General features: G+C 36.6%; 12 protein-coding genes, 1 tRNA gene and 2 pseudogenes. 3 read left to right on the forward strand and 12 right to left on the reverse strand.

Annotated elements, in window-relative coordinates; genetic code table 11:
- Positions 1 to 83 precede the first annotated feature (83 nt).
- Together BscR1v2_RS01965 and BscR1v2_RS01970 are read left to right on the forward strand one after the other, a co-directional pair.
- Positions 84 to 3008 (forward strand): bifunctional [glutamine synthetase] adenylyltransferase/[glutamine synthetase]-adenylyl-L-tyrosine phosphorylase, encoded by a 2925-nt coding sequence (locus BscR1v2_RS01965; protein WP_078689539.1) that lies wholly within the window; start codon positions 84 to 86, stop codon positions 3006 to 3008.
- 87 nt (positions 3009 to 3095) lie between these two features.
- A complete protein-coding gene (locus BscR1v2_RS01970) occupies positions 3096 to 3632 on the forward strand; it encodes a methylated-DNA--[protein]-cysteine S-methyltransferase (protein ID WP_078689540.1) in 537 nt (178 codons plus the stop codon).
- 5 nt (positions 3633 to 3637) lie between these two features.
- Here the strand turns inward: BscR1v2_RS01970 and BscR1v2_RS01975 are convergent, their stop codons facing one another.
- The 10 genes and pseudogenes from BscR1v2_RS01975 to BscR1v2_RS02020 all read right to left on the reverse strand — a co-directional run bounded on the left by BscR1v2_RS01975 (position 3638) and on the right by BscR1v2_RS02020 (position 17493).
- On the reverse strand, positions 3638 to 5956 hold the full coding sequence (locus BscR1v2_RS01975) for a PAS domain-containing sensor histidine kinase (protein WP_078689541.1): 2319 nt from the start codon (positions 5954 to 5956) through the stop codon (positions 3638 to 3640).
- A gap of 279 nt (positions 5957 to 6235) precedes the next feature.
- The gene (gene pepN, locus BscR1v2_RS01980; RefSeq protein WP_078689542.1) at positions 6236 to 8863 is read right to left on the reverse strand and encodes an aminopeptidase N; all 2628 of its coding nucleotides are present in this window, start codon (positions 8861 to 8863) and stop codon (positions 6236 to 6238) included.
- Positions 8864 to 8936: 73 nt separating this feature from the next.
- Positions 8937 to 9767 carry a uracil-DNA glycosylase gene (locus tag BscR1v2_RS01985; RefSeq protein WP_010703517.1) on the reverse strand — a complete coding sequence of 277 codons (831 nt, stop codon included), beginning with the start codon at positions 9765 to 9767 and terminating at the stop codon, positions 8937 to 8939.
- A 440-nt stretch (positions 9768 to 10207) separates the two neighbouring features.
- Positions 10208 to 10966, reverse strand: coding sequence for a hydroxymethylpyrimidine/phosphomethylpyrimidine kinase (locus BscR1v2_RS01990; RefSeq protein WP_078689543.1), 759 nt, complete (start codon positions 10964 to 10966; stop codon positions 10208 to 10210).
- The gene (locus BscR1v2_RS01995; RefSeq protein WP_078689544.1) at positions 10957 to 11562 is read right to left on the reverse strand and encodes a thiamine phosphate synthase; all 606 of its coding nucleotides are present in this window, start codon (positions 11560 to 11562) and stop codon (positions 10957 to 10959) included. Before BscR1v2_RS01995 ends, BscR1v2_RS01990 begins: the two co-directional genes overlap by 10 nt.
- On the reverse strand, positions 11559 to 12332 hold the full coding sequence (locus tag BscR1v2_RS02000) for a thiazole synthase (protein ID WP_078689545.1): 774 nt from the start codon (positions 12330 to 12332) through the stop codon (positions 11559 to 11561). Before BscR1v2_RS02000 ends, BscR1v2_RS01995 begins: the two co-directional genes overlap by 4 nt.
- 4 nt (positions 12333 to 12336) lie before the next feature.
- Positions 12337 to 12534, reverse strand: coding sequence for a sulfur carrier protein ThiS (gene thiS, locus BscR1v2_RS02005; RefSeq protein WP_078689546.1), 198 nt, complete (start codon positions 12532 to 12534; stop codon positions 12337 to 12339).
- A 3-nt stretch (positions 12535 to 12537) separates the two neighbouring features.
- Positions 12538 to 13486, reverse strand: a pseudogene (locus tag BscR1v2_RS02010) (FAD-dependent oxidoreductase).
- Positions 13483 to 15319: pseudogene (gene thiC / locus BscR1v2_RS02015) on the reverse strand (phosphomethylpyrimidine synthase ThiC). The pseudogenes BscR1v2_RS02010 and thiC overlap by 4 nt, the downstream one beginning before the upstream one ends.
- Before the next feature lie 980 nt (positions 15320 to 16299).
- Positions 16300 to 17493, reverse strand: coding sequence for a porin (locus BscR1v2_RS02020; RefSeq protein ID WP_078689547.1), 1194 nt, complete (start codon positions 17491 to 17493; stop codon positions 16300 to 16302).
- Positions 17494 to 17827: 334 nt separating this feature from the next.
- Between BscR1v2_RS02020 and BscR1v2_RS02025 the strand changes: the two genes are divergently transcribed.
- Positions 17828 to 17918 (forward strand) — tRNA-Ser (locus BscR1v2_RS02025).
- A 625-nt stretch (positions 17919 to 18543) separates the two neighbouring features.
- Here the strand turns inward: BscR1v2_RS02025 and BscR1v2_RS02030 are convergent.
- Both BscR1v2_RS02030 and BscR1v2_RS02035 read right to left on the reverse strand, forming a co-directional pair.
- On the reverse strand, positions 18544 to 19338 hold the full coding sequence (locus tag BscR1v2_RS02030) for a heme ABC transporter ATP-binding protein (protein ID WP_078689548.1): 795 nt from the start codon (positions 19336 to 19338) through the stop codon (positions 18544 to 18546).
- On the reverse strand, positions 19335 to 20423 hold the full coding sequence (locus BscR1v2_RS02035) for a FecCD family ABC transporter permease (protein ID WP_078689549.1): 1089 nt from the start codon (positions 20421 to 20423) through the stop codon (positions 19335 to 19337). Before BscR1v2_RS02035 ends, BscR1v2_RS02030 begins: the two co-directional genes overlap by 4 nt.
- Positions 20424 to 20437 lie beyond the last annotated feature (14 nt).

Below are 20437 nucleotides of genomic sequence, written 5' to 3' on the forward strand. Positions count from 1 at the left end.
TGATGTGTGTAAGACTGTTTTTCTAAGTCTATAATGTAAATATAATAAAATGAAACTCAAAATGCTTCCTCAAGGAAATGTAGATGAAAAAAGCTTTTTTAAAAACACAGCTTCTCTCTTTACGCCCACTTGATGAAAGTGGTTTTCAATGGTTGGAGGATATTACAGAACAAGCAAGAAAAGAAAATTTAGAATCATTGGTTTCCTATATTACAGCTGGGGGAGAGCAGGTTGACTTCATTAGTGCAGTTATGACCTTATCTCCTTTTTTGCGTGGAGCTTTGATTGCCAATCCATCTTATCTTAATTCCTTATTGGACGTTGATATAGAAACAAGGCTTAGCAAAATTATAGAAGATATTGCAGCTATCGATAGAGTTGAAGGTATTCATGAAGCTTCATTAATGGCTGCTTTAAGACGCAAGAAAAAAGAAGCACATGTTCTTATCGCTTTAGCTGATTTAAGTGGTATTTTTACTTGCGCAGTATCATGTATGTGGTTAACCCGCTTGGGTGAAGCGGCTTTGGGTGCGGCTTTACGTTTTCTTTTAAGGGAAGCACATGATCATGGAAAGATTAATTTGCTTAATCGTGACAATCCAGAACAAAATTGTGGTTTGATCATTTTAGGTATGGGAAAGTTTGGTGCAGGAGAACTTAATTATTCTTCTGATATAGATCTTATTATTTTTATTGATGACACGTTGCCTCATGTTAGTGATTTTTGTGAAAGTGTCGATATATTCTCTAAAATAGTACGTCAATTGATCCATATCATTCAAGCTCGCACTGCTGATGGATATGTTTTTCGGCTTGATTTGCGACTTCGTCCTGATCCGGGTTCAACGCCTTTAGCATTACCGGTAGGAGCAGCTTTGCGTTATTATGAAGGGCGTGGACAAAATTGGGAACGTGCAGCTATGATTAAAGCACGTCCGGTGGCAGGTGATATTATTGCAGGTTTTAATGTACTGAAAGATCTTTCACCTTATATATGGCGAAAATATTTAGACTATGCTGCTATTGCTGATATTCATTCTATCAAACGTCAAATCCATGCGTATAAAAATTATGGTCAGATTGCTGCTTTTGGCCATAATATAAAATTGGGAAGAGGTGGTATTCGTGAGATTGAATTTTTTGTTCAGACACAACAGTTAATTGCAGGTGGACGCTTTCCTCAATTGCGTGGACGTGAGACAGTTGCAATGTTGAAAGAACTTCATAATCTTGGTTGGATTGGTAAGGAAACCAGAGATAGCCTTATAAAAAGTTATGCTTTTTTACGTAATGTTGAGCACCGTATTCAAATGCTTGCAGATGAGCAAACGCATATTTTACCAGAGGATGTTTCTCAATTCACTAGTGTTGCATATTTGATGGGGTATAACAAGAAAGACTGCTTTATTAGTGATTTATTAGAAACACTTAAAATAGTTGAAAAACATTATGCAGCGCTATTTGAGCATGAACAAGAACTTGGCTTGGAAATTGGCAATTTAGTTTTTACAGGTGAAGAAGATGATCCCGAAACACTTATTACATTAAGTCGTTTAGGTTTTGAAAGGGCTAGTGATATTTGTCGTATTATGCGCACGCTGCATTGTGGGCGTTATAAAGCTACTCAATCTGCTGAAGCACGTGAAAGGCTAACGGAACTTACACCAGCACTTTTGAAAGCTTTCGGTGCTACTAAAAGAGCTGATCAGGCGATGTTGCGTTTTGATAGTTTTTTGCAAGGTTTACCTTCAGGGATTCAACTTTTTAGTTTATTGCAGTCTAATCCATCTCTTTTGAATATGTTGGTACGTATTATGGGAGCAGCTCCTCGCCTTGCGGAAATTATTACACGTAAACCACATGTTTTTGATGGAATGCTAGATCCAACAATTTTTTCAGAATTACCGACAAAAGCTTATCTAGAAAATCAAATTAATTATTTTCTTGAGGGTGTAACTGCTTATGAAGATATTCTGGATCGTTTAAGAATTTTTGCAGATGAGCAACGTTTTTTGATTGGTATCCGGCTTTTGAACGGTACAATTACAGGAGATAAAGCAGGCTTTGCTTTTACTACACTTGCAGATCTTATGATTGCAAAAACGATTGCTGTTGTTCAAGAAGAATTTTCTCGTTGTCATGGTCATGTTAAAGGAGGACGTATTGGCATATTAGGTATGGGTAAGCTTGGAAGCTGTGAATTAACTGCAGGCTCAGATGTCGATCTTATTGTGCTTTATGATCATGATGAGGACGCAGAAAAATCTGATGGAGAAAAGCCTCTTTATGTTTCCCAATATTATACTCGTCTAACACAACGTTTTGTTTCTGCTTTATCTTCTTCTACAGGTCAAGGTGTCCTTTATGCGGTTGATTTACGATTGAGACCATTGGGCAATAAAGGGCCTGTTGCTGTTTTTTTTGAAGTTTTTGCAAAATATCAGCGTAAGGAAGCATGGATATGGGAACATCTTGCTTTAACCCGAGCACGGGGTATAGCTGGCGATGCTGATTTTTTACAAAAATTAGAAAATGAGGTTCGTGCAATTATTGCACTTCCTCGCGACAAAAAAATGATAGCAAAAGAAGTACGTGAAATGCGTGCTTTAATTGAGCAAAAAAAACCACCAAAAAATCGATGGGATTTAAAAACTATACCTGGTGGAATTATGGAGCTTGAATTTATTGCTCAATATGCTCTTATAACTCATATGATTGAATTCCAGATTGGAACGACGACTGCTGATATTCTTTCTCATTTACCGAAAAGTTTTCTTGATCAATCACTTATTTCTGAATTACATCACGCTTATTGCCTTTATACAAATTTGAGTCAAATTATACGCCTTTGCTTAAATGATTATCTTAATCCTGATGATATGCCGCCTGGACTAGGTGACCTCTTGTTGCATAGCGTTGGTGAGCCTGATTTGCTGCGCGTTGAGAAATTTATTGAAGAAACAGGCCAATCGGTACATTCAATTTTTACACAGGTGTTTAAAGATTGAACACGCTTTATCATAAAATCATAAAATTTCCATTTTGTCAGAAGATTAAATTGTACAAAGTGTTAACTCAATTCTCGAAAAGCATTCATGATAGGTCTTAAGAACAAGAATTCGCAAGATGCGATTGTTGTTATCTTGAAAGAGACATCAATAGGGGTTCTCTTAATTGCGAAATCTCGCAAAGGTATTTGTAATATAGCTTTAGGCGATACTGCCGAACAGTTATTACAGGAATTGAAAATAACCAATGTGCAATACAATATTGATGACAATGTATTAAATAGAGAAATTGCGCATATTGTAGCAATGGTGGAAACTCCTAAATTGGTAGAACATCATGATTTGCAATTAGATATTAAAGGTACAGCTTTTCAACAAAAAGTGTGGGGTGCATTATGTGAAATACAGTGTGGGGAAACGGTTTCTTATAAAGAATTAGCGCAACATATCGGTATGCCGAAGGCTGTTCGTGCGGTTGCAAATGCGTGTGCACATAATAAGTTGGCATTAGTCATTCCTTGCCATCGTGTGATATACAAAAATGGCGCTATTGCAGGTTATCGTTGGGGTATTCAACGAAAACAAATTTTGCTTCATCGAGAACGGCAAGAATATTTTGTTTGAAAATTTTAATTTTGTTGAATTGGCATTGTAATAGTTACAGTTGTACCTTTTTCTTCTTTAGAAGTAATTTCAAGTTTTCCTTTGTGTAGTTTAACGAGAGAACGAGAAATAGCTAACCCAAGGCCTGAGCCGGTATGAGTTTTGGTAAATTGATTTTCAACTTGTTCAAAGGGTTGCCCAAGTTTTTTTATTGCTGCTTGAGGAATACCAACTCCTGTATCTTTTATTTTAAAGATAAGGTTATTTTCTTTCTGGAAGGCACAAACATCAATATTGCCACCAGAAGGTGTAAACTTAACGGCATTGGAAATAAGATTAAGGAAAATCTGTCTTATAGCACGGCAATCAACTTCAGCATGAAGTTTTGGTGCAATATTTTCTGTAACGGAAACCTTTTTTTCTTGTGCTTGTGGGGTAAGTGTTCGAACTGCTTCACTGATGATTGGTCCAAGATCAATATTTTTACAATCAAGAGTAAATCTCCCAGCTTCGATTTTTGACATATCAAGGATATCATTGATGAGAGTTAAAAGATGAGTTCCTGAATTGTGAATATCACGCATATATTCTTTATAGCGTTGTGAACCAAGAGGACCAAAGGTGGATTGCAACATGATATCTGAAAAACCAAGAATAGCGTTAAGAGGAGTACGTAATTCATGGGATATATTGGCTAAAAATTCTGATTTAGCTTTATTAGCACTTTCAGCTCGCTCTTTTTCTGCTTGCAGACTTTTGTTCAGTTTTTCAACCTCTGTTGCACGTTGCTGGGCATTTCCTCGTGCACGTTTGAGTTCTTGAATGAAAGAAAAAAGGCTTTTTTCGCTGTTTTTAAATTTTTCTTGCTGTTGTTTAAGTTCGGAAATGTCAGTACCAGTGCAAACAAGCCCCCCATCTTGTGTACGCCGTTCATTAATTTTGAGCCAACATCCATCTGCAGTTTGGCGAATACTGGTTAGGTTACCAGTTCCATCTTCTTTGAGGAGATATTCACTAATAGCAGGACGTGCCATAGCTTCAACAGTCGCACGTTGAATGCCTGATTGCAGCATTTGTTTTGGGATAGCTGCATATTCGCAAAATTTGCTATTAGACATAACTAAACGCCCTTCAGAATCCCACAATACAAAGGATTCTGAAATATTTTCAATAGCATCGCGAATACGAAGATCAGCTTGTGCTGTTTGTTCAGCAAGTTGACGTTGTTCGCTAATATCGAAGGAAATACCAACTAAATGAGGCTCTTCTCCTTCAGTAACTTCGGCACGAAAACGCATCCATATATAATGACCATCAGCATGACGCATGGGAATATTAATATCGATGTGTTTTTTTTCACCGCTCATTAATTCCTGAGCGAGATCAAAGAAATTAGTATCAGTTGGGTTGATGATGGCAGTAATTTGAGAGATTGACAGCAACGCATCTTGAGGCACATAACCAAGCATTTCATACATGGCTCGTGACCAATATACTCGACCGCTTGCCATATTCCAATCCCACAACCCACAACGTCCACGCATCATTGCCATATCAATACGGTTTTGATTTTTTTCTGAAACCAGATCCATATTATGTGCGCGTGAAACTTGGTTATAATATGCATAAAGAAGAGCCAGTATAATACCGGTGGTTCCTATGAATAAGGTCATATTTAATGAGAAGATTTTACGCCATTCCATATAGATGTCGTGTGTTTTTTCACTCATAAATACGCTATATTGACTATTTTTTGTTTGGCTAAGTAAAGCTAAGGCAGGTTCTGTTCCTATTTTGATTTGTGTAGCGCCAGTGTGCTGTTTAAGAGACTCTAAAGCGGCATTTTCAGAGATGAAATTTTTTAAAGGTTTTCCTAAGATTACCTCTGAACTAGATGAAGCTAAAACATTTTCATTTTGATCGACTATAGCGATTATAGTATTGGTATTGACAAGGTTTTGGTTACGCAGATCAACAAGGATATCTTCTAAATGACTATGAGAAAGACTAGTAGTTTTTCCTTGCTTGGTAACGGTAGATAAGTCACGATCAATCGTATTTACGATGTAAGCAGCTAATAGATTCATTGTAGAGCGCGTATCTTTATCAATTGTATGGCGTAAGTCATAAATTGACACAAAGCGGACTGCTGCTAACACAATGAGAAAAAGAATGATGATAAATGGGATAGACCGACGTAGCCAAGGCTCAATCGATAAAAGTTTTTTATGAATTGAACCAGAAAGTAAATCAATATACGCTTCCTGTGCCTTGCGATTTTGAACGCTCGGCTTTGAATCGGAATATATTCCTGTGGGCGCATTATATACGTCCAATTTCTCCATTTCTGGTTCCTCTAATCATGAATAATATGACTGGAAAACTATTTCTGTACTCATAACAAACCAGTGGGTACAGTGAATCAAAACAGGAGTCTTCTGTCTAGTCTTTTTTTTAGGAGAAAGTAATTTTACTGCTATGAACGTAAATTATTGAATATTGAAAACGCTTTAATATTGCTCATAAACAAGCTTGCACGACTTGTTTATGAGCTTAGCGTTATTGAATAGATATTTCTAAATTATCTTCAAAACATTTTATAATATATTGATTATAAATATATTTTAATTGAGCATACGATTAATAATATCTGCTACATCACTTGACAATTTAGGTGCTGCTGCAATTGTTTTTAATGCAGTTTCAAGTTTCTGCTGCCGAATGGGCTCCCATTGTCGCCAGGAGCGCATAATTGTTAATAATCTCGAAGAAAGCTGTGGATTCTTTTTATCAATTTCTAAGATGATTTGGCAAAGGAAATGATAAGCTGCTCCATCAACTCTATTAAAACCTGTTTGGTTTCCTGCTGCAAAGGCACCAATCAGGGCACGAACTCGATTAGGATTATCCTGTGAAAAGAGCGGATGTTTCATAAGTTTTTGAATCTGGCTAAGTGTTGCCTCTCCAGCAACCATTGCTTGAATAGAAAACCATTTATCCATAACCAAAGGATCGTGACGATATCGGTTTTCAAAATCATTTAAGGCGTCTTGTGCTTGTTTACTTTCATTAAAGCGTTGCACTAAAATCGTTATGCTGGCCACGCGGTCAGTCATATTATCAGCCATTGCATATTGTGTGGCAGCACGGTCTGGTTTGTTTTCTGCAATAGAAAGATAGTCTAATATAACATTGCGTAATGCTCGTTTTCCAATTTGTGCAGTGTTTGGTGAATAAGGCTCTTTTATCTCCATCTGTGTATAGATTTTTGTTAAGAGTTCTTGATGAGTGTGTGCGATAGAAGCTAAAAATTGATTACGCACGTGATGAATACGATCTGGATCGACATTTTCAGCAAGTGTGCGAGCAAGTTCAACTTCGCTAGGTAAGCTTAAGCAAAATGCACGAAATTCAGGTTCAAGATTTTCATCTTTAATGATCATTTCGATGAGTTCTAGCAAATTAGAGGGCATGCCACTCTTTTCTAGCGTTTTATCTTTAATTACTTGAATAAGGGCTTGCGTTATCAGATGGTTGAGTGATTGCCAGCGATTAATTTGATTACTATCGTTTTTAGCAAGAAAGATCAGTTCATCTTCATTGAATGGGGTTTGTAAAGTAATAGGGGCAGAAAAATTTCTGAGAAGTGATAAAACAGGCTTTTCACTCAATCCTTTTAATGTAAAGGTCTGAGTTTCTTGAGATAGTATCATAACATCTGCTTGAATATTTGCATCAGATTCATAAGTTAACGCTTCTCCCTTATGCCCCAGTAAGCCAAAAGCGATAGGAATGAGCATAGGTTTTTTTTCGTTTTGTTGTGGTGTTGCTGGAATATGTTGTTTTGCATGAATCGTTAAAACGCCATTGTTATAATCACTATCGATTTTCACATTAGGCGTACCAGCTTGTTCATACCACAACATAAATTGTGAAAAATCTTTACCAGAGACTTCAGCAAAACAGGTGATAAAATCCTCAATAGTGCATGCTTGTCCATCATGGCGTTGAAAATAGAGATCCATACCTTTACGAAACAGAGTAGGGCCTAAAATAGTGTGCACCATGCGGACCACTTCTGCTCCTTTTTCATAGATAGTCGTAGTATAAAAATTGTTGATTTGACTATATTGACGAGGTCGTACAGGATGAGCCAATGGACCAGCATCTTCAGAAAATTGTGTAGCTTTCAGAGTTTTTATGTTTTCAATTCGCTGTAGGCTGCGTACATTTTGATCTGCAGAAAATTCCTGATCGCGGTAAACAGTTAATCCTTCTTTTAAACAGAGTTGGAACCAATCACGGCACGTAATACGATTTCCCGTCCAATTGTGGAAATATTCATGTGCAATAACGCGTTCAACATTTCGGTAATCATGGTCGGTTGCTGTTTCATGGTCTGCAAGGACATATTTATCATTAAAAATGTTTAATCCTTTATTTTCCATCGCACCCATATTGAAATCTGAGACAGCGACAATATTGAAAACATCAAGATCATATTCGCGTCCAAAGCACTGCTCATCCCAACGCATAGAGCGCTTGAGTGCATCCATTGCATAGATTGCTCGTTTTGTTTTTCCTTTTTCTACATAGATGCCAAGTTTGACACGCCGCCCAGATTCCGTGGTAAAATGATCTTCTAACTCATCAAGATCTCCACCAACTAGAGCAAAGAGATAGGATGGTTTCGGATAAGGGTCTTCCCAAATGGCAAAGTGACGGTTGTTATCAAGGGTTCCTGTTTCAACAAGGTTACCATTAGAAAGCAAGATAGGAATTGTGTGAGAATCTGCTTCAATTCTTACTGTATAAGTGGAAAGAACATCTGGGCGGTCATAAAAATAAGTAATACGGCGAAAACCTTCCGCTTCACACTGTGTGCAATAAACACCGTTTGAAAGGTAAAGCCCCATGAGTTTGCGGTTATTTTCAGGGTTTAATTCTGTAACCAATTGCAATGTAAAAGGAGAAGTAGGTGGAGTTGTAATTTCCAGATATGAAGGGGTGCTTTTGTAAGCATTTTCAGCTAATTTTTCACCATTTATGGCAACAGAAATTAGTGTAAGTTCGTCACCAGAAAGTACCAAAGGTGTTAATTTTTTTATATTTTCACGAGGCTCAATCAGTAATGTTGCTGTAACACGAGTTTTTGTTGGCTCTAAGCAAAAATCAAGCTGCGTTTTGGGTATAGTGTAAGGTGTGGGCTGATAATCTTCCAAACGATAAGTGGGAATAGTTGGTTGTTTCATAATTTTTTCCTTATTGTATTTGGGAATATGAGTAATTAAGCGTTTATGTTTTAAAAGAAGGAAGATCAATGAGTTATAAAAGATTATTGAGACGGTCTTTTACTTCTAGAAAATCCATCCATGTAAGCTTTTTTTGACTAGGGGTTCGTAAAAGATAAGCAGGATGAAAAGTTGGCATAACAGGTATTTTAACGTTATTTGCGCTCTCATAGATTTGCCACTTTCCCCTTATGCGTATAATTCCGCCTTGAGCCCCCGTAAGAAATTGTGCAGCAGTTCCTCCTAGCGCAATAAGAACACGAGGGTTAGCTAGCTCAATTTGTCGTTCAATAAAGGGGCGACATAATGCAACCTCTCTTGGTGTTGGTGTGCGATTTCCAGGTGGGCGCCATGGAATAGTGTTTGCTATATAAACATTTTTTCTTGTTAGACCAATAGATGCCAATATTTTGTTAAGTAGCATTCCTGCTTTTCCAACAAACGGAATTCCTTGTATATCTTCGTCTCGTCCTGGTGCTTCTCCTATAAGCATAAGTGGACTTCCTGCTGTTCCATCTGAAAAACAGGTGTTTTTAGCTGTCAGTTTTAATGAGCAACCATTAAAGGCGAGGAGGGCAGATTTTAATTCGTCAAGTGTATGGGCATTTTTTGCCATCTCTATGGCTGAGAGCGTGTCATGTGTTTTATTGTCAAGGTTATGCGGTGGTTTGTTATGCAGTTTTATGGGTTGGGAAGTTTGTTTATGATGGATAATATCAACTGCTTGTTTTGATTTTTGCTCTAAAATAGCAGATTGGCTAAAACGGTCAATTGGCGTATCGTTAAGCGCAGCATCTACACCACTTTCTTTATAAAAGCTTAATAGTTCTTCATATGAGATTAAACATTGAGTTTGTTCTGACATTTCGCTTTTTTACTTGTAACCAATTCATTAATGGATAAACCAAGCAGAATTATTCTTCAAGCTTTATAATGTATTTTATTACGAATGAAGGTATAGTAATATTGTTTGATGATTTCTTAGAAACTAGCCTTAATGAAATTATAAGATTCAATAATTGAAGTTCATAGTTTTTCTTTGGCGTGCAAATGATTGGAACTTTTATCTATGCCCTTATTGATACACAGGTTTTCTGTATGATTTATGCGATGTGAAAGATGTAAGGGTATAATTTATATTTTGTATTTGCTAAAAGTGCGTGATGGATCATTGCAATGTATTTATACGTTTTAGTATCATGCGATTACTCTAAAACCAGTTATTTTATTCCATTATAAGCAGGTCTCATGTGATATAAAAGGATTAAAACAATTTTCAAAAGAAATAGAGTGGTGTTTAAAATTTTAATGCTCTTTTTGAGAGTGATTTAAAAGCAATGTGTAAAGATATTCTTTTGATTTCTTTACGGCTGTCGTTATAGATTTGTTGAATGCCAAATGTGCAGTAATAGCACTTGAAAGGATGCAACCTGTTCCACGCATTCCTCCTTTTAAACGTGGAGCAGAAATATTTATTGCTTGGGTTTTATCAATTAAAATGTCGGTTGCAAAAGCACCATATGCGTGTCCACCTTTTATCAATATATAGCGCGGACCAAATGAAAGAAGTTTTTTGGCTTGTTGTATTGCCTCTTCACAATTAGAAGCTAATGGACTTTGGCTAAGAAGAGCTAGTTCTTCCATATTAGGTGTTAAAAGTTCAATGTGAGGAAGCAGTTTATTAAGCATAATTTCTGTAGTTTTTTCTGTTGTAAGTTTTCCCCCTGATGAGGCAGTAAGAACAGGATCAAAAACAACTGGAATATGGGAGTAGTCTTCTAATACATTGCAGATTTCCACTATAATTTCTTGAGTGCCTATCATTCCGATTTTGATTGCGTGTATAGGATTGGCTTCTAGGGCCACTCGCATTTGTGCGCCAACAAATTCTCCACTCATGGGTACAATTTTGGCAACGTGGTTGTCATCTTGCACATTAACACAGGTGATTGCTAAACTTGCTTTTGTTTGAAAATATACAGCTGTCTCTATATCGCGAACAATGCCAGCACCACCTGTTGGATCAGTACCAGCAACAATAAGAATAGAAGGAATTAACGCCATTTTTGAGTTACCTTCATCCACTGTTGGGTGCGCTCTTCTGGTTTTTTATGTAAAATAATATCGGTTACAACAGCAGCGCTATTAGCCCCTGCTTCCAAAACATCAATTGCGCGCTCTGGTGTTAAACCACCAATGCCAACTAAAGGCAAAGCTCCAATCCGTTTTTTCCATTGTTTGATTTTTTCTAATCCTTGTGGAGCCCATTTCATTTTTTTTAAGATTGTCGGATAAATCGGACCAAGCGCAATATATTCAGGAGAAAAAGACATACTAATATCTAACTCATGTTCATCATGAGTGCTAAGACCAAATTTAATACCATTTTTACGGATTGCAGGAATGTCAGCGTTGCATAAATCTTCTTGTCCAAGATGAATAAAATCGCACTTTTCATCAATTGCTATTTCCCAATAATCATTAATGACTAATTGTGCTCCAAATTTATCGCATATATTTTTTGCTCGTTTTATATGGTGGTTTATTATTTCTATATTTTTGTTTTTCATACGTAATTGTATCAGTTTAACCCCGAGAGGGACCAAGCGTTCAACCCAATCGGCATTGTCAACGATGAGATAAAACGGATCAAGTTTCATGAAAATACTGCTTGCCCAATAACTGGTGTTGAAGGCACAGCTACATTGCGTGCTTCAAGGATTCCTGCTTTGTAACCCATACGTCCTGCTTTAATAGCGTGAGAAAATGCTTCAGCCATTAATACAGGGTCACCTGCTTTGGCAACAGCGGTGTTGAGCAATACTGCATCATAGCCAAGTTCCATAGCAATAGCGGCGTGCGATGGTCGCCCAATGCCGGCATCAATAACAAGAGTAAGATCAGGCAAGTAAGCACGGATAGAACGCAATCCGTCAGTATTACAAGGGCCTTTGGCAGATCCAATAGGAGCACACCAAGGCATAATGACACGGCAACCAGCTTCTAAGAGTTTTTCAGCTACAATGAGATCATCTGTTGTATAAGCAAAAATTTGAAACCCTTCATTGTTTAGAATTTTTGCTGCTTCGACTAAGGCAAAAACATTTGGCTGTAATGTATCCGAATTACCTATAACTTCGAGTTTAATCCAAGGTGTCTTAAAGAGATCTCGTGCTAATTGGGCTGTGGTAACAGCTTCTTTAACAGTATAACAGCCGGCAGTATTAGGAAGTACTGTTACGTTAAGTTCTTTTAAAAATTGCCAAAATTGTCCGCCTTGTTTTCCGCCTGCAGTTTCTCGACGTAATGAAACTGTCACAATTTCTGTGTTAGATTTACGAATGGCTTCACGAAGGATTGCTGGTGAAGGATATTGAGCTGTTCCCAATAAAAGACGGGAAGAAAACTGAGAGCCATAAAAATTCAACATAGTTTCAACCTCCTTGCATTGGACTTAGAATTTCAATTCTATCTCCTTCATGCAAAACAAATTGATTTCGTGCATCTGCAGGAACAACTTCAGAATTTACAGCGGTTGCTAGCCAATTTCCTTCATAACCTAATTTTTCAAGAAGTAAATTGAGGTAAGTTACTTCTGTCTGGAGCATTTGACCATTGACAAATATTTGCATGCTTTATTCCAATGCTAGTTTTACTGCTTGTTTTGCCATTTCTGGAGACAAAAGAAAACCATGTCTATAAAAACCATTAATAGAAATATGATTACCGTGTCTATTAACGCAAGGTAAATTATTAGGATAGCATGGACGTACACCGACACCAGATTCTATAATTTCTGCTTCTGCAAAAGCAGGATGCAAAGTATAGGCAGCATTAAGAAATTCCATCATTGATCTTGCCGAAATTGCACCATTAAAGTCACTTTCAATCATTGTTGCTCCAACCATAAAAATATTATCTTCTCGGGGAACGATATAGAGAGGAATACGTGGATGAAGAAGACGAATGGGGCGAGAAATTTGAATATCTGTACTGCGTATTAAAAGCATTTCCCCGCGTACTCCCCGTATATTTTTGTCTTTTCCTAAACGCGCTATTCCTGTTGCATCAATAATGATGTCAAAGTTCTTTTCAGGTACTCCTATATCAGCAAAAAATGCTCCGTTTTTTATGAGGGTTTCTTTTAAAATAATCAGTGCTTTACGGGGATCAATATGTGCTTCATTTTCATAAAAAAGTGCATAATTAAAACGTTCTGCAAGATCAGGTTCAAGATGCGCTATTTCTGAGCCTTCTATAGTTTTGTGATTATTGGTGCGCACTGAAAATCGTTTAAGTTCTGTTATATCTCGTGTGGGTGCAATGACTAAAGTGCCTTTTTGTATCACAATTTCGGGAAGTATTTCTTTCCACCATTGTAAACCTTGTATACCAAGATCTTCAACAATTGGTTCAGAGCTTTCTCTTTCACAATAAGGCGCTAGCATACCTCCTGCATACCAGCTTGCCGTTCCTATGGGGAATGGGGGGAGCAGATACAGTAACAGTTGCGCCTTTTTGTTGTAACATAAAGGCAACTGTTAAACCGCCTACACCTGCACCTTTTACAAGAATATTTTTCAACCGTTTACTATTTCTTTTTTTGTAGGAACAGCTTCTATATAGAGATCACCGTTCTTTCGATATTGTTCGGCCATGGCGACCATGCCTTCATCTTTCACTTTTTTTGTTTCTACTGCGTCACGGATATCATGAGAAATGCGCATTGAGCAGAACTTTGGTCCACACATAGAACAAAAATGGGTTAATTTATGTGCTTCTTTAGGCAGAGTTTCATCATGAAAAGCACGTGCTGTGTCTGGATCAAGTGAGAGATTAAATTGATCATACCACCGGAAATCAAACCGTGCACGTGAAAGAGCGTCATCACGCACTTGAGCTCTAGGAAGGCCTTTGGCAAGATCAGCAGCATGGGCAGCAATTTTATAAGTGATAACACCAGTTTTTACATCATTTTTGTCAGGAAGTCCTAGGTGCTCTTTAGGTGTTACATAGCAAAGCATGGCAGTTCCAAACCAACCGATCATAGCAGCTCCAATTGCTGATGTAATATGGTCATATCCAGGGGCAATGTCAGTTGTAAGGGGCCTAAGGTATAAAAGGGTGCTTCATGACAAAGAGCTAGTTGTTGTTCCATATTTTCTTTAATTTTATGCATTGGCACATGACCAGGTCCTTCAATCATAACTTGTACGTCTTTTTCCCATGCAATTTTTGTTAACTCTCCTAAAGTCTTCAACTCAGCAAATTGAGCTTTATCATTAGCATCAGCAATAGAACCAGGACGCAATCCATCACCCAATGAAAGAGAAACATCATATGTGCGTGCAATGTCACAAATTTCATCAAAATATTCATATAAAAAATTTTCTTTGTGGTGATACAAACACCACTTAGCCATAATAGATCCACCACGTGAAACAATACCTGTTACGCGATCAATAGTAAGCGGAATGAAAGGTAATCTTACTCCTGCATGAATAGTAAAATAATCAACACCTTGTTCTGCTTGTTCAATGAGGGTATCGCGAAAAATATCCCATGTTAAATTTTCAGCAATGCCGTGCACTTTTTCGAGTGCTTGGTAAATTGGAACGGTTCCAATGGGAACTGGGGAATTTCGAATAATCCACTCACGAATATTATGGATATTACGCCCTGTTGAAAGATCCATAACTGTATCTGCTCCCCAGCGAATGGCCCAAACCATTTTTTCAACTTCTTCTGCCATAGATGAAGTGACTGCTGAATTGCCGATATTAGCATTAATTTTAACACGAAAGTTACGCCCAATAATCATTGGTTCGCATTCTGGATGATTGATATTTTTAGGAATGATAGCTCGTCCGCAAGCAATTTCATTGCGTACAAATTCTGCAGTATAGATTTCTGGTATTGATGCACTAAATGCCTTATTATTTAATGCTGTTTTTTGTTGGTCTTGTTCTGTTAGACCTTCATTTTCACGGATAGCAACATATTCCATTTCTGCAGTAATAATACCAGCACGTGCATAAGCCATCTGCGTAATTGTTTTTCCATTTTTTGCACGCAAAATAGGCCTTTTTGTTCAAAAGCTGGTGTCAGGTTGTTATCGTGAGTATAGCCATTATCTTCAGGTTTGACTAATCGAGCAGGATAAGATTCAGTGTCAGCACGTTCAGATAGCCAATATTCACTGATTGCAGGAAGTCCTTTAGTGATATCAATGACAGCATCTTTATCGGTATAGGGCCCTGAAGTATCGTAAACGTTTAAAGATTTTTCATCACAACCATCTGTCAGTGAAATCTCGCGTAATGGTACACGCACATTAGCAAAGAGAGAACTTTGTTGATAAATTTTGCGTGAGGCGGGAAAGGGACTGCAACTAACTGATGGAGTGTTTTTTTGCACAAACTTTTTCCTTATAAATTCATAATTAAAAAACGCATTGCAGGATTAACAAAAATGTATTCAACTAATAAGGTGCACTTTAGTGAGGTTGTATATACAATATCACTTTACCCCCAACACGTATTATCTAATCAAGCTCTGAAAATTTCATTGCGAGAAAGCTAATAAAAACTTTTATATATTTTCCAACCATGATCAGAGCATTTTATTTCCTAATTATGATCAGCTTAAATGTTTATGTTGTCAATCGCAAAGATGTGTTCTCAACGATTTTAGAATATTTTGGAAGGATGAAGGCAAAAATCATTGCAAATAATTAGCTAATAACATTAAGTATTCTTTCAAGAAAGCAGCATGAAGAATGTGTTATCATTAATTCACACTATAATATCCAACGTAAAAGATAGAATATTGGTTATTGCTACGTACTCGTGACATATTCCTTAAAGTTCAACGATGATTGGGGTCAAGAGCCAGCAGGACACAATATGTTTGCTAGGCAATATTAGTATAGTGACTTGTTATTTTGAGGAATATAGTTGCTACTCTATAAGTACATATCCTCAATATCAGAGAGACTATTAAAATTCGTAAATTGATTATTGGTTTTTAAATGGCTGTTATTGATAGATAGTCTCGACCTGTGAAAATACGCAAATAAAACTCTTAACGGTAGATCAAGATTTTAAATTAGCATTTAAAGGCACTCACACGATCTTAATAAGAAACTACATTATAAGGAATTGCATTGGCGATCAAAATTTGCACCTAATTTCTTATAACTTATATAGAAGTTGAGATGTGTATTTATCAATACGCTATCGAATTAATTCGTATAAATATTTTCATAAAGCAACCAATTTATGTCATGGGATAATGATGAGTAAATTTAATGCTTTATGACTTTATGGATATTTTTAAGAAATAAAAAAAAACTGGCAGTTTAAACTGCCAGTTTTAAGAGCGTAATTCTTAAAATGCTAGAATGAGCGCTGGAAGCGAATCATACCTTGTAAAGCATTTTTTCCATTTAAAGCAGCTGTATAGTTTCTTTCAGAATTTTTGTCAGCGAAACTGCGATTATCATTCCAAGAAACATAAGTTAATTCAGGTGTAATAGTGAAACCTGGAACCAATGTGTATGCAATATTAACAGAGGTTGAGAAAGTTTTTGCAGCACTGTACGAAATTTGAGCATTTAGATTTGCTTTTGGCGTAATCTTATAGGTTGCACCAGTCCAAGCAGCCCATTTACCGCCCCAGTTTGCATAAATTGTGGTGTTTTCTCGTGATAATATATGGTCATCACTTTCGGTATAATAATCAAGGTTGTTTTTATAACCACCCATGGCCCAGAGGCTTAAATAGTCGTTAACATTGAAGTCAACACGCATTTTACCCGCCCATTTTTTATAGTAAGCGTCATAAGCGGCAACTGTTGATACACCTCCCCATTCTTGGAAAAATTTCATACCCAAAAGAATATTTGGAGTGTAACCTTTTATGCTTTTACTTGGAACGTCAACAACATTGGTAATTACACCATCTTTATTAACGTAGTAGTAATCATTTCCAGAAGGGCCTGAAGCATTACCTGCCTCAGCTCCGATAATAGCAGAAAAACCAGTGTTGCTATTGAAAGTATAAGAAATAACATTGGTACGTGTATTTCCTGCTGGTGCTACAAGGTCATCATTGATGACGTTACCATAAAAACCAGTCCAGTGATTGAAAATTGTGTCATCAAGACCTACACGAAAACCACCAAGCTCAATATAAGCAGAGCGAAGCTGTCCACCATTTTTATCTTTTCCATTGTTCCATTCTGAACGGATCTCTGCATATGAACGAAGTGTTCCTAATTCGGTTTCAGAAGCAGTTTGAAAAATAAGGGTCAAGCGTGAAGCTACACGGTAGGTTTTTTGATCATTATTTAAATCGGCATTAGTTTTTGCATTGATCTTATCACCACTTTTGAAGTCAGCACGAACATAACCTGATAAACGAATGCACGTCTCTGTTCCAGGAATATAGAAATATCCTGGACCATATGCATCACAAACACGCACATATTCTATAGGCTTTGATTGTGCAATAACTGTTGCATCAGCTTGTGCACTAGAAATTTCTGCAAGAACTACCGTAGAGCCTAAAAGAAGAGCTTTAATATTCATAATTAATTAATCTCCGATTGAAGTTTAGTTTTAAGGGTAAAATCATGCAGTTTTTGAATTGATTAAGAAAACGACATCAAAAGAGATTCGACCCCCTCATCAATTACAACATACTAGTCTTTGCTCGATATACATAATACGAAATGGTTTTATTAAAAGTTATCCATGTATTATTTCGGTTATTGTGGCAAAAATGTTACAATATATCTCCTGAGTGTTTATTTGTTAATTTTTCGTCTTAAATAAGATACAGAAAAAAACAAAATTTTAGATTTTTTAAAAAAAATCGAAAATGTCTTGAACTTTTTATCGATACCGTTTATGCACCGCTTTTGGAGAGGTGGCCGAGTGGTCGAAGGCGCTCCCCTGCTAAGGGAGTAGGGCTCAAAAGGCTCTCGAGAGTTCGAATCTCTTCCTCTCCGCCAGATTCTAATAAAATCAAAGAGTTATGTAGAAGCTAGGGATTTTTGATTCTATTAACTTATTTGTTGTTATCCTGCTCTTTTTGAGATTTTTTGATTACTTCTATTGTAAATTGTTTTCTGCCAATTGTTTTAGATTTAGGTGAAGTGATTGCTATAATATTCTTAATTTAGCCAAAAAGTGCTTTCATTTGTGAAATAGTAGCTTTTGCATTAGTTTACGCGGTATTATTCATTTTCTTCATCTACATACGCTGATTTTTGATATTTGCTTAAGGTAGACTTTATAAAATAATTTACAAAAGTTTTGCGTAATCAGTTTTGTGCTTTTTGCAAATAAAGGTCTTGTGTTAATTGGGATGACTTTAAATATTATAACTTATCCATGCCAAATTGACGAAATAGCTGTTTAAGATTAGCTCTTTTTTATTTTTATCAATTTTTATTGTAAAATATTACTCTTTTAAGGAAAGTGTAGTGACTTTTTTAAAGATAAGTTGAAAGCTTTATATTCTAAGTTTATTATAAAGCTCAAGTCATTAAAATATCAAAAAAACAATATATTATGGGATTTGTGCTTTAATTTTTCTATTTATAAAATATATCAGAAAAATACACTATTTTGTGTTTATAAGTAAGTTGCTGTCTGTGGTAATATAAAAGGGATATCTGCTTTAGGTAATGTAGAAACGCTTAAAGGACAATGATAAACATCGCGCAAATTTTGCGTCGTTAAAACGGAGGAAGAATTTCCTTCACAATAAATTTTTCCCTGACTGAACAATATCATTTTATCTGCATAGCAGGCAGCCAAATTAAGATCATGCAGGACAGCAAGAACACCACCACCACAACGAGCAAAATTTTGAGCAATATTCATAACAATGAGCTGATGTTGGATATCAAGGTTGGCAATAGGTTCATCTAATATTAGCCAACGAGGGATTTTATTATAAACAGGTGTCCATACTTGGCAAAGTACACGGGCAAGTTGTACTCTAGCTTGTTCTCCACCTGATAATTCATGATAATACCGGTCACTATAGTTAGCTAAACCAACACGTTCTAAAGCTTTTTTAGGCAAAATTTTCAATTCTGTTTTTGTTATATCACGTTGGTGAATAGAAAGGCCGAGTTTTACCACTTCATGAACTAAGAATGGAAAAGCTAGTGTTGTTGATTGCGGTAGAACTGCACGCATCATTGCCATTTTACAAGTTTTTGTCTTGGTAATATCATGACCATTCAATGTCATTTTTCCTCTGTAGGGAATCTCTCCACTCAATGCTTTAATGAAAGTGCTTTTTCCAGATCCATTTGGACCAATAATGACAGTGAAAGTACCACTTTTAATTTGAAGATTAATGTGATCGATAATGTATGTTTTTCTGCGTTGAATGCAAAGATTAATTGCCTCAATCATAAAACATTTATCCCCCGTTGATATATGAGAATCCAAAGAAAGAAGGGTGCTCCAAAGAGTGCTGTAACAATCCCGATTGGTAATTCTGCAGGGGCAATAATAAAGCGCGCAAATGTATCAGCAGAAATAAGCAAAGCTGCTCCTAAAAGAATAGAACAAGGAATAAGATAGCGATGATCAGGCCCAATAAGCAGGCGTAAAATATGTGGGACTATAATGCCAATAAAACTAATGCCACCGCTGACAGCAACTGCACCACCGCACATAAGAGCAACAAGTATAATAGAAATATTTTTAACTTTTTGAATATGAAAACCAATATGACTGGCAGCAGCTTCTCCAAGAGACAAAGCATTTAGTGCGCGTGACAAGAATGGAGAAAAAAAGAGACCAATTCCAACAAAAGGTATAATAAACCCAACTTTTAACCATGTCGCACCCGCAAGAGATCCAAGGTTCCAAAAGGTAATATCACGCAATTGTTGATCGTTTGCGATAAAGATTAAAGCTCCAACGATAGCACTATTTAAAGCGCTGAGAGCAATTCCCGCAAGAAGCATTGTTGCAATAGAAGTACAATTATGACGTGTTGCGATTGCGTAGAGAGTAATTGTTGATAAAAGTCCGCCCAAAAAAGCACTTATAATGACTTTATAAGATTCTAAAAAAGGCGGAAATAGGGGCGGAAAAGTAACACCTACAACAATTGCTAAAACAGCACCAAGACTTGCACCTGCTGATACACCTACAATTCCAGGATCAGCAAGGGGATTACGGAAAATTCCCTGCATAAGAACGCCAGAAACAGCTAAAGCTGAACCAACTAATAAACCCAAGATGATACGGGGAAGTCTTATATCAATAAGCACAAGATAATCATGGGTTTTACTGCTTACTGAAGAATCTTGTGTAAGAATCGCATGAATAAGATTAATAAAAGAAACATTAGACGCGCCGTTTAATAACCCTACTAAAATGCTAAAAATAAGGAATATTATTAAACTTAATAATGCAATTTTTCCTCGAATTGCATGCTTTTCTTTTTTAATTTCAGGTGCTTGTGCTGTTGAGATGCTATTGATCATTTTTATTAGCTCTT

Source organism: Bartonella schoenbuchensis R1 (assembly GCF_002022685.1).
Taxonomy (GTDB): Bacteria; Pseudomonadota; Alphaproteobacteria; order Rhizobiales; family Rhizobiaceae; genus Bartonella; species Bartonella schoenbuchensis.

Excerpts from the sequence above, each read along its gene's own strand:
- pepN (WP_078689542.1), bottom strand. The coding sequence starts at position 8,863 with ATGAAACAACCAACTATTCCCACTTATCGTTTGGAAGATTATCAGCCC.
- BscR1v2_RS01990 (WP_078689543.1), bottom strand. The coding sequence starts at position 10,966 with ATGGCGTTAATTCCTTCTATTCTTATTGTTGCTGGTACTGATCCAACA.
- BscR1v2_RS01970 (WP_078689540.1), top strand. The coding sequence starts at position 3,096 with ATGATAGGTCTTAAGAACAAGAATTCGCAAGATGCGATTGTTGTTATC.
- BscR1v2_RS02020 (WP_078689547.1), bottom strand. The coding sequence starts at position 17,493 with ATGAATATTAAAGCTCTTCTTTTAGGCTCTACGGTAGTTCTTGCAGAA.
- BscR1v2_RS01975 (WP_078689541.1), bottom strand. The coding sequence starts at position 5,956 with ATGGAGAAATTGGACGTATATAATGCGCCCACAGGAATATATTCCGAT.
- BscR1v2_RS02035 (WP_078689549.1), bottom strand. The coding sequence starts at position 20,423 with ATGATCAATAGCATCTCAACAGCACAAGCACCTGAAATTAAAAAAGAA.
- BscR1v2_RS02000 (WP_078689545.1), bottom strand. The coding sequence starts at position 12,332 with ATGTTGAATTTTTATGGCTCTCAGTTTTCTTCCCGTCTTTTATTGGGA.
- BscR1v2_RS01995 (WP_078689544.1), bottom strand. The coding sequence starts at position 11,562 with ATGAAACTTGATCCGTTTTATCTCATCGTTGACAATGCCGATTGGGTT.
- BscR1v2_RS01965 (WP_078689539.1), top strand. The coding sequence starts at position 84 with ATGAAAAAAGCTTTTTTAAAAACACAGCTTCTCTCTTTACGCCCACTT.
- thiS (WP_078689546.1), bottom strand. The coding sequence starts at position 12,534 with ATGCAAATATTTGTCAATGGTCAAATGCTCCAGACAGAAGTAACTTAC.
- BscR1v2_RS02030 (WP_078689548.1), bottom strand. The coding sequence starts at position 19,338 with ATGATTGAGGCAATTAATCTTTGCATTCAACGCAGAAAAACATACATT.
- BscR1v2_RS01985 (WP_010703517.1), bottom strand. The coding sequence starts at position 9,767 with ATGTCAGAACAAACTCAATGTTTAATCTCATATGAAGAACTATTAAGC.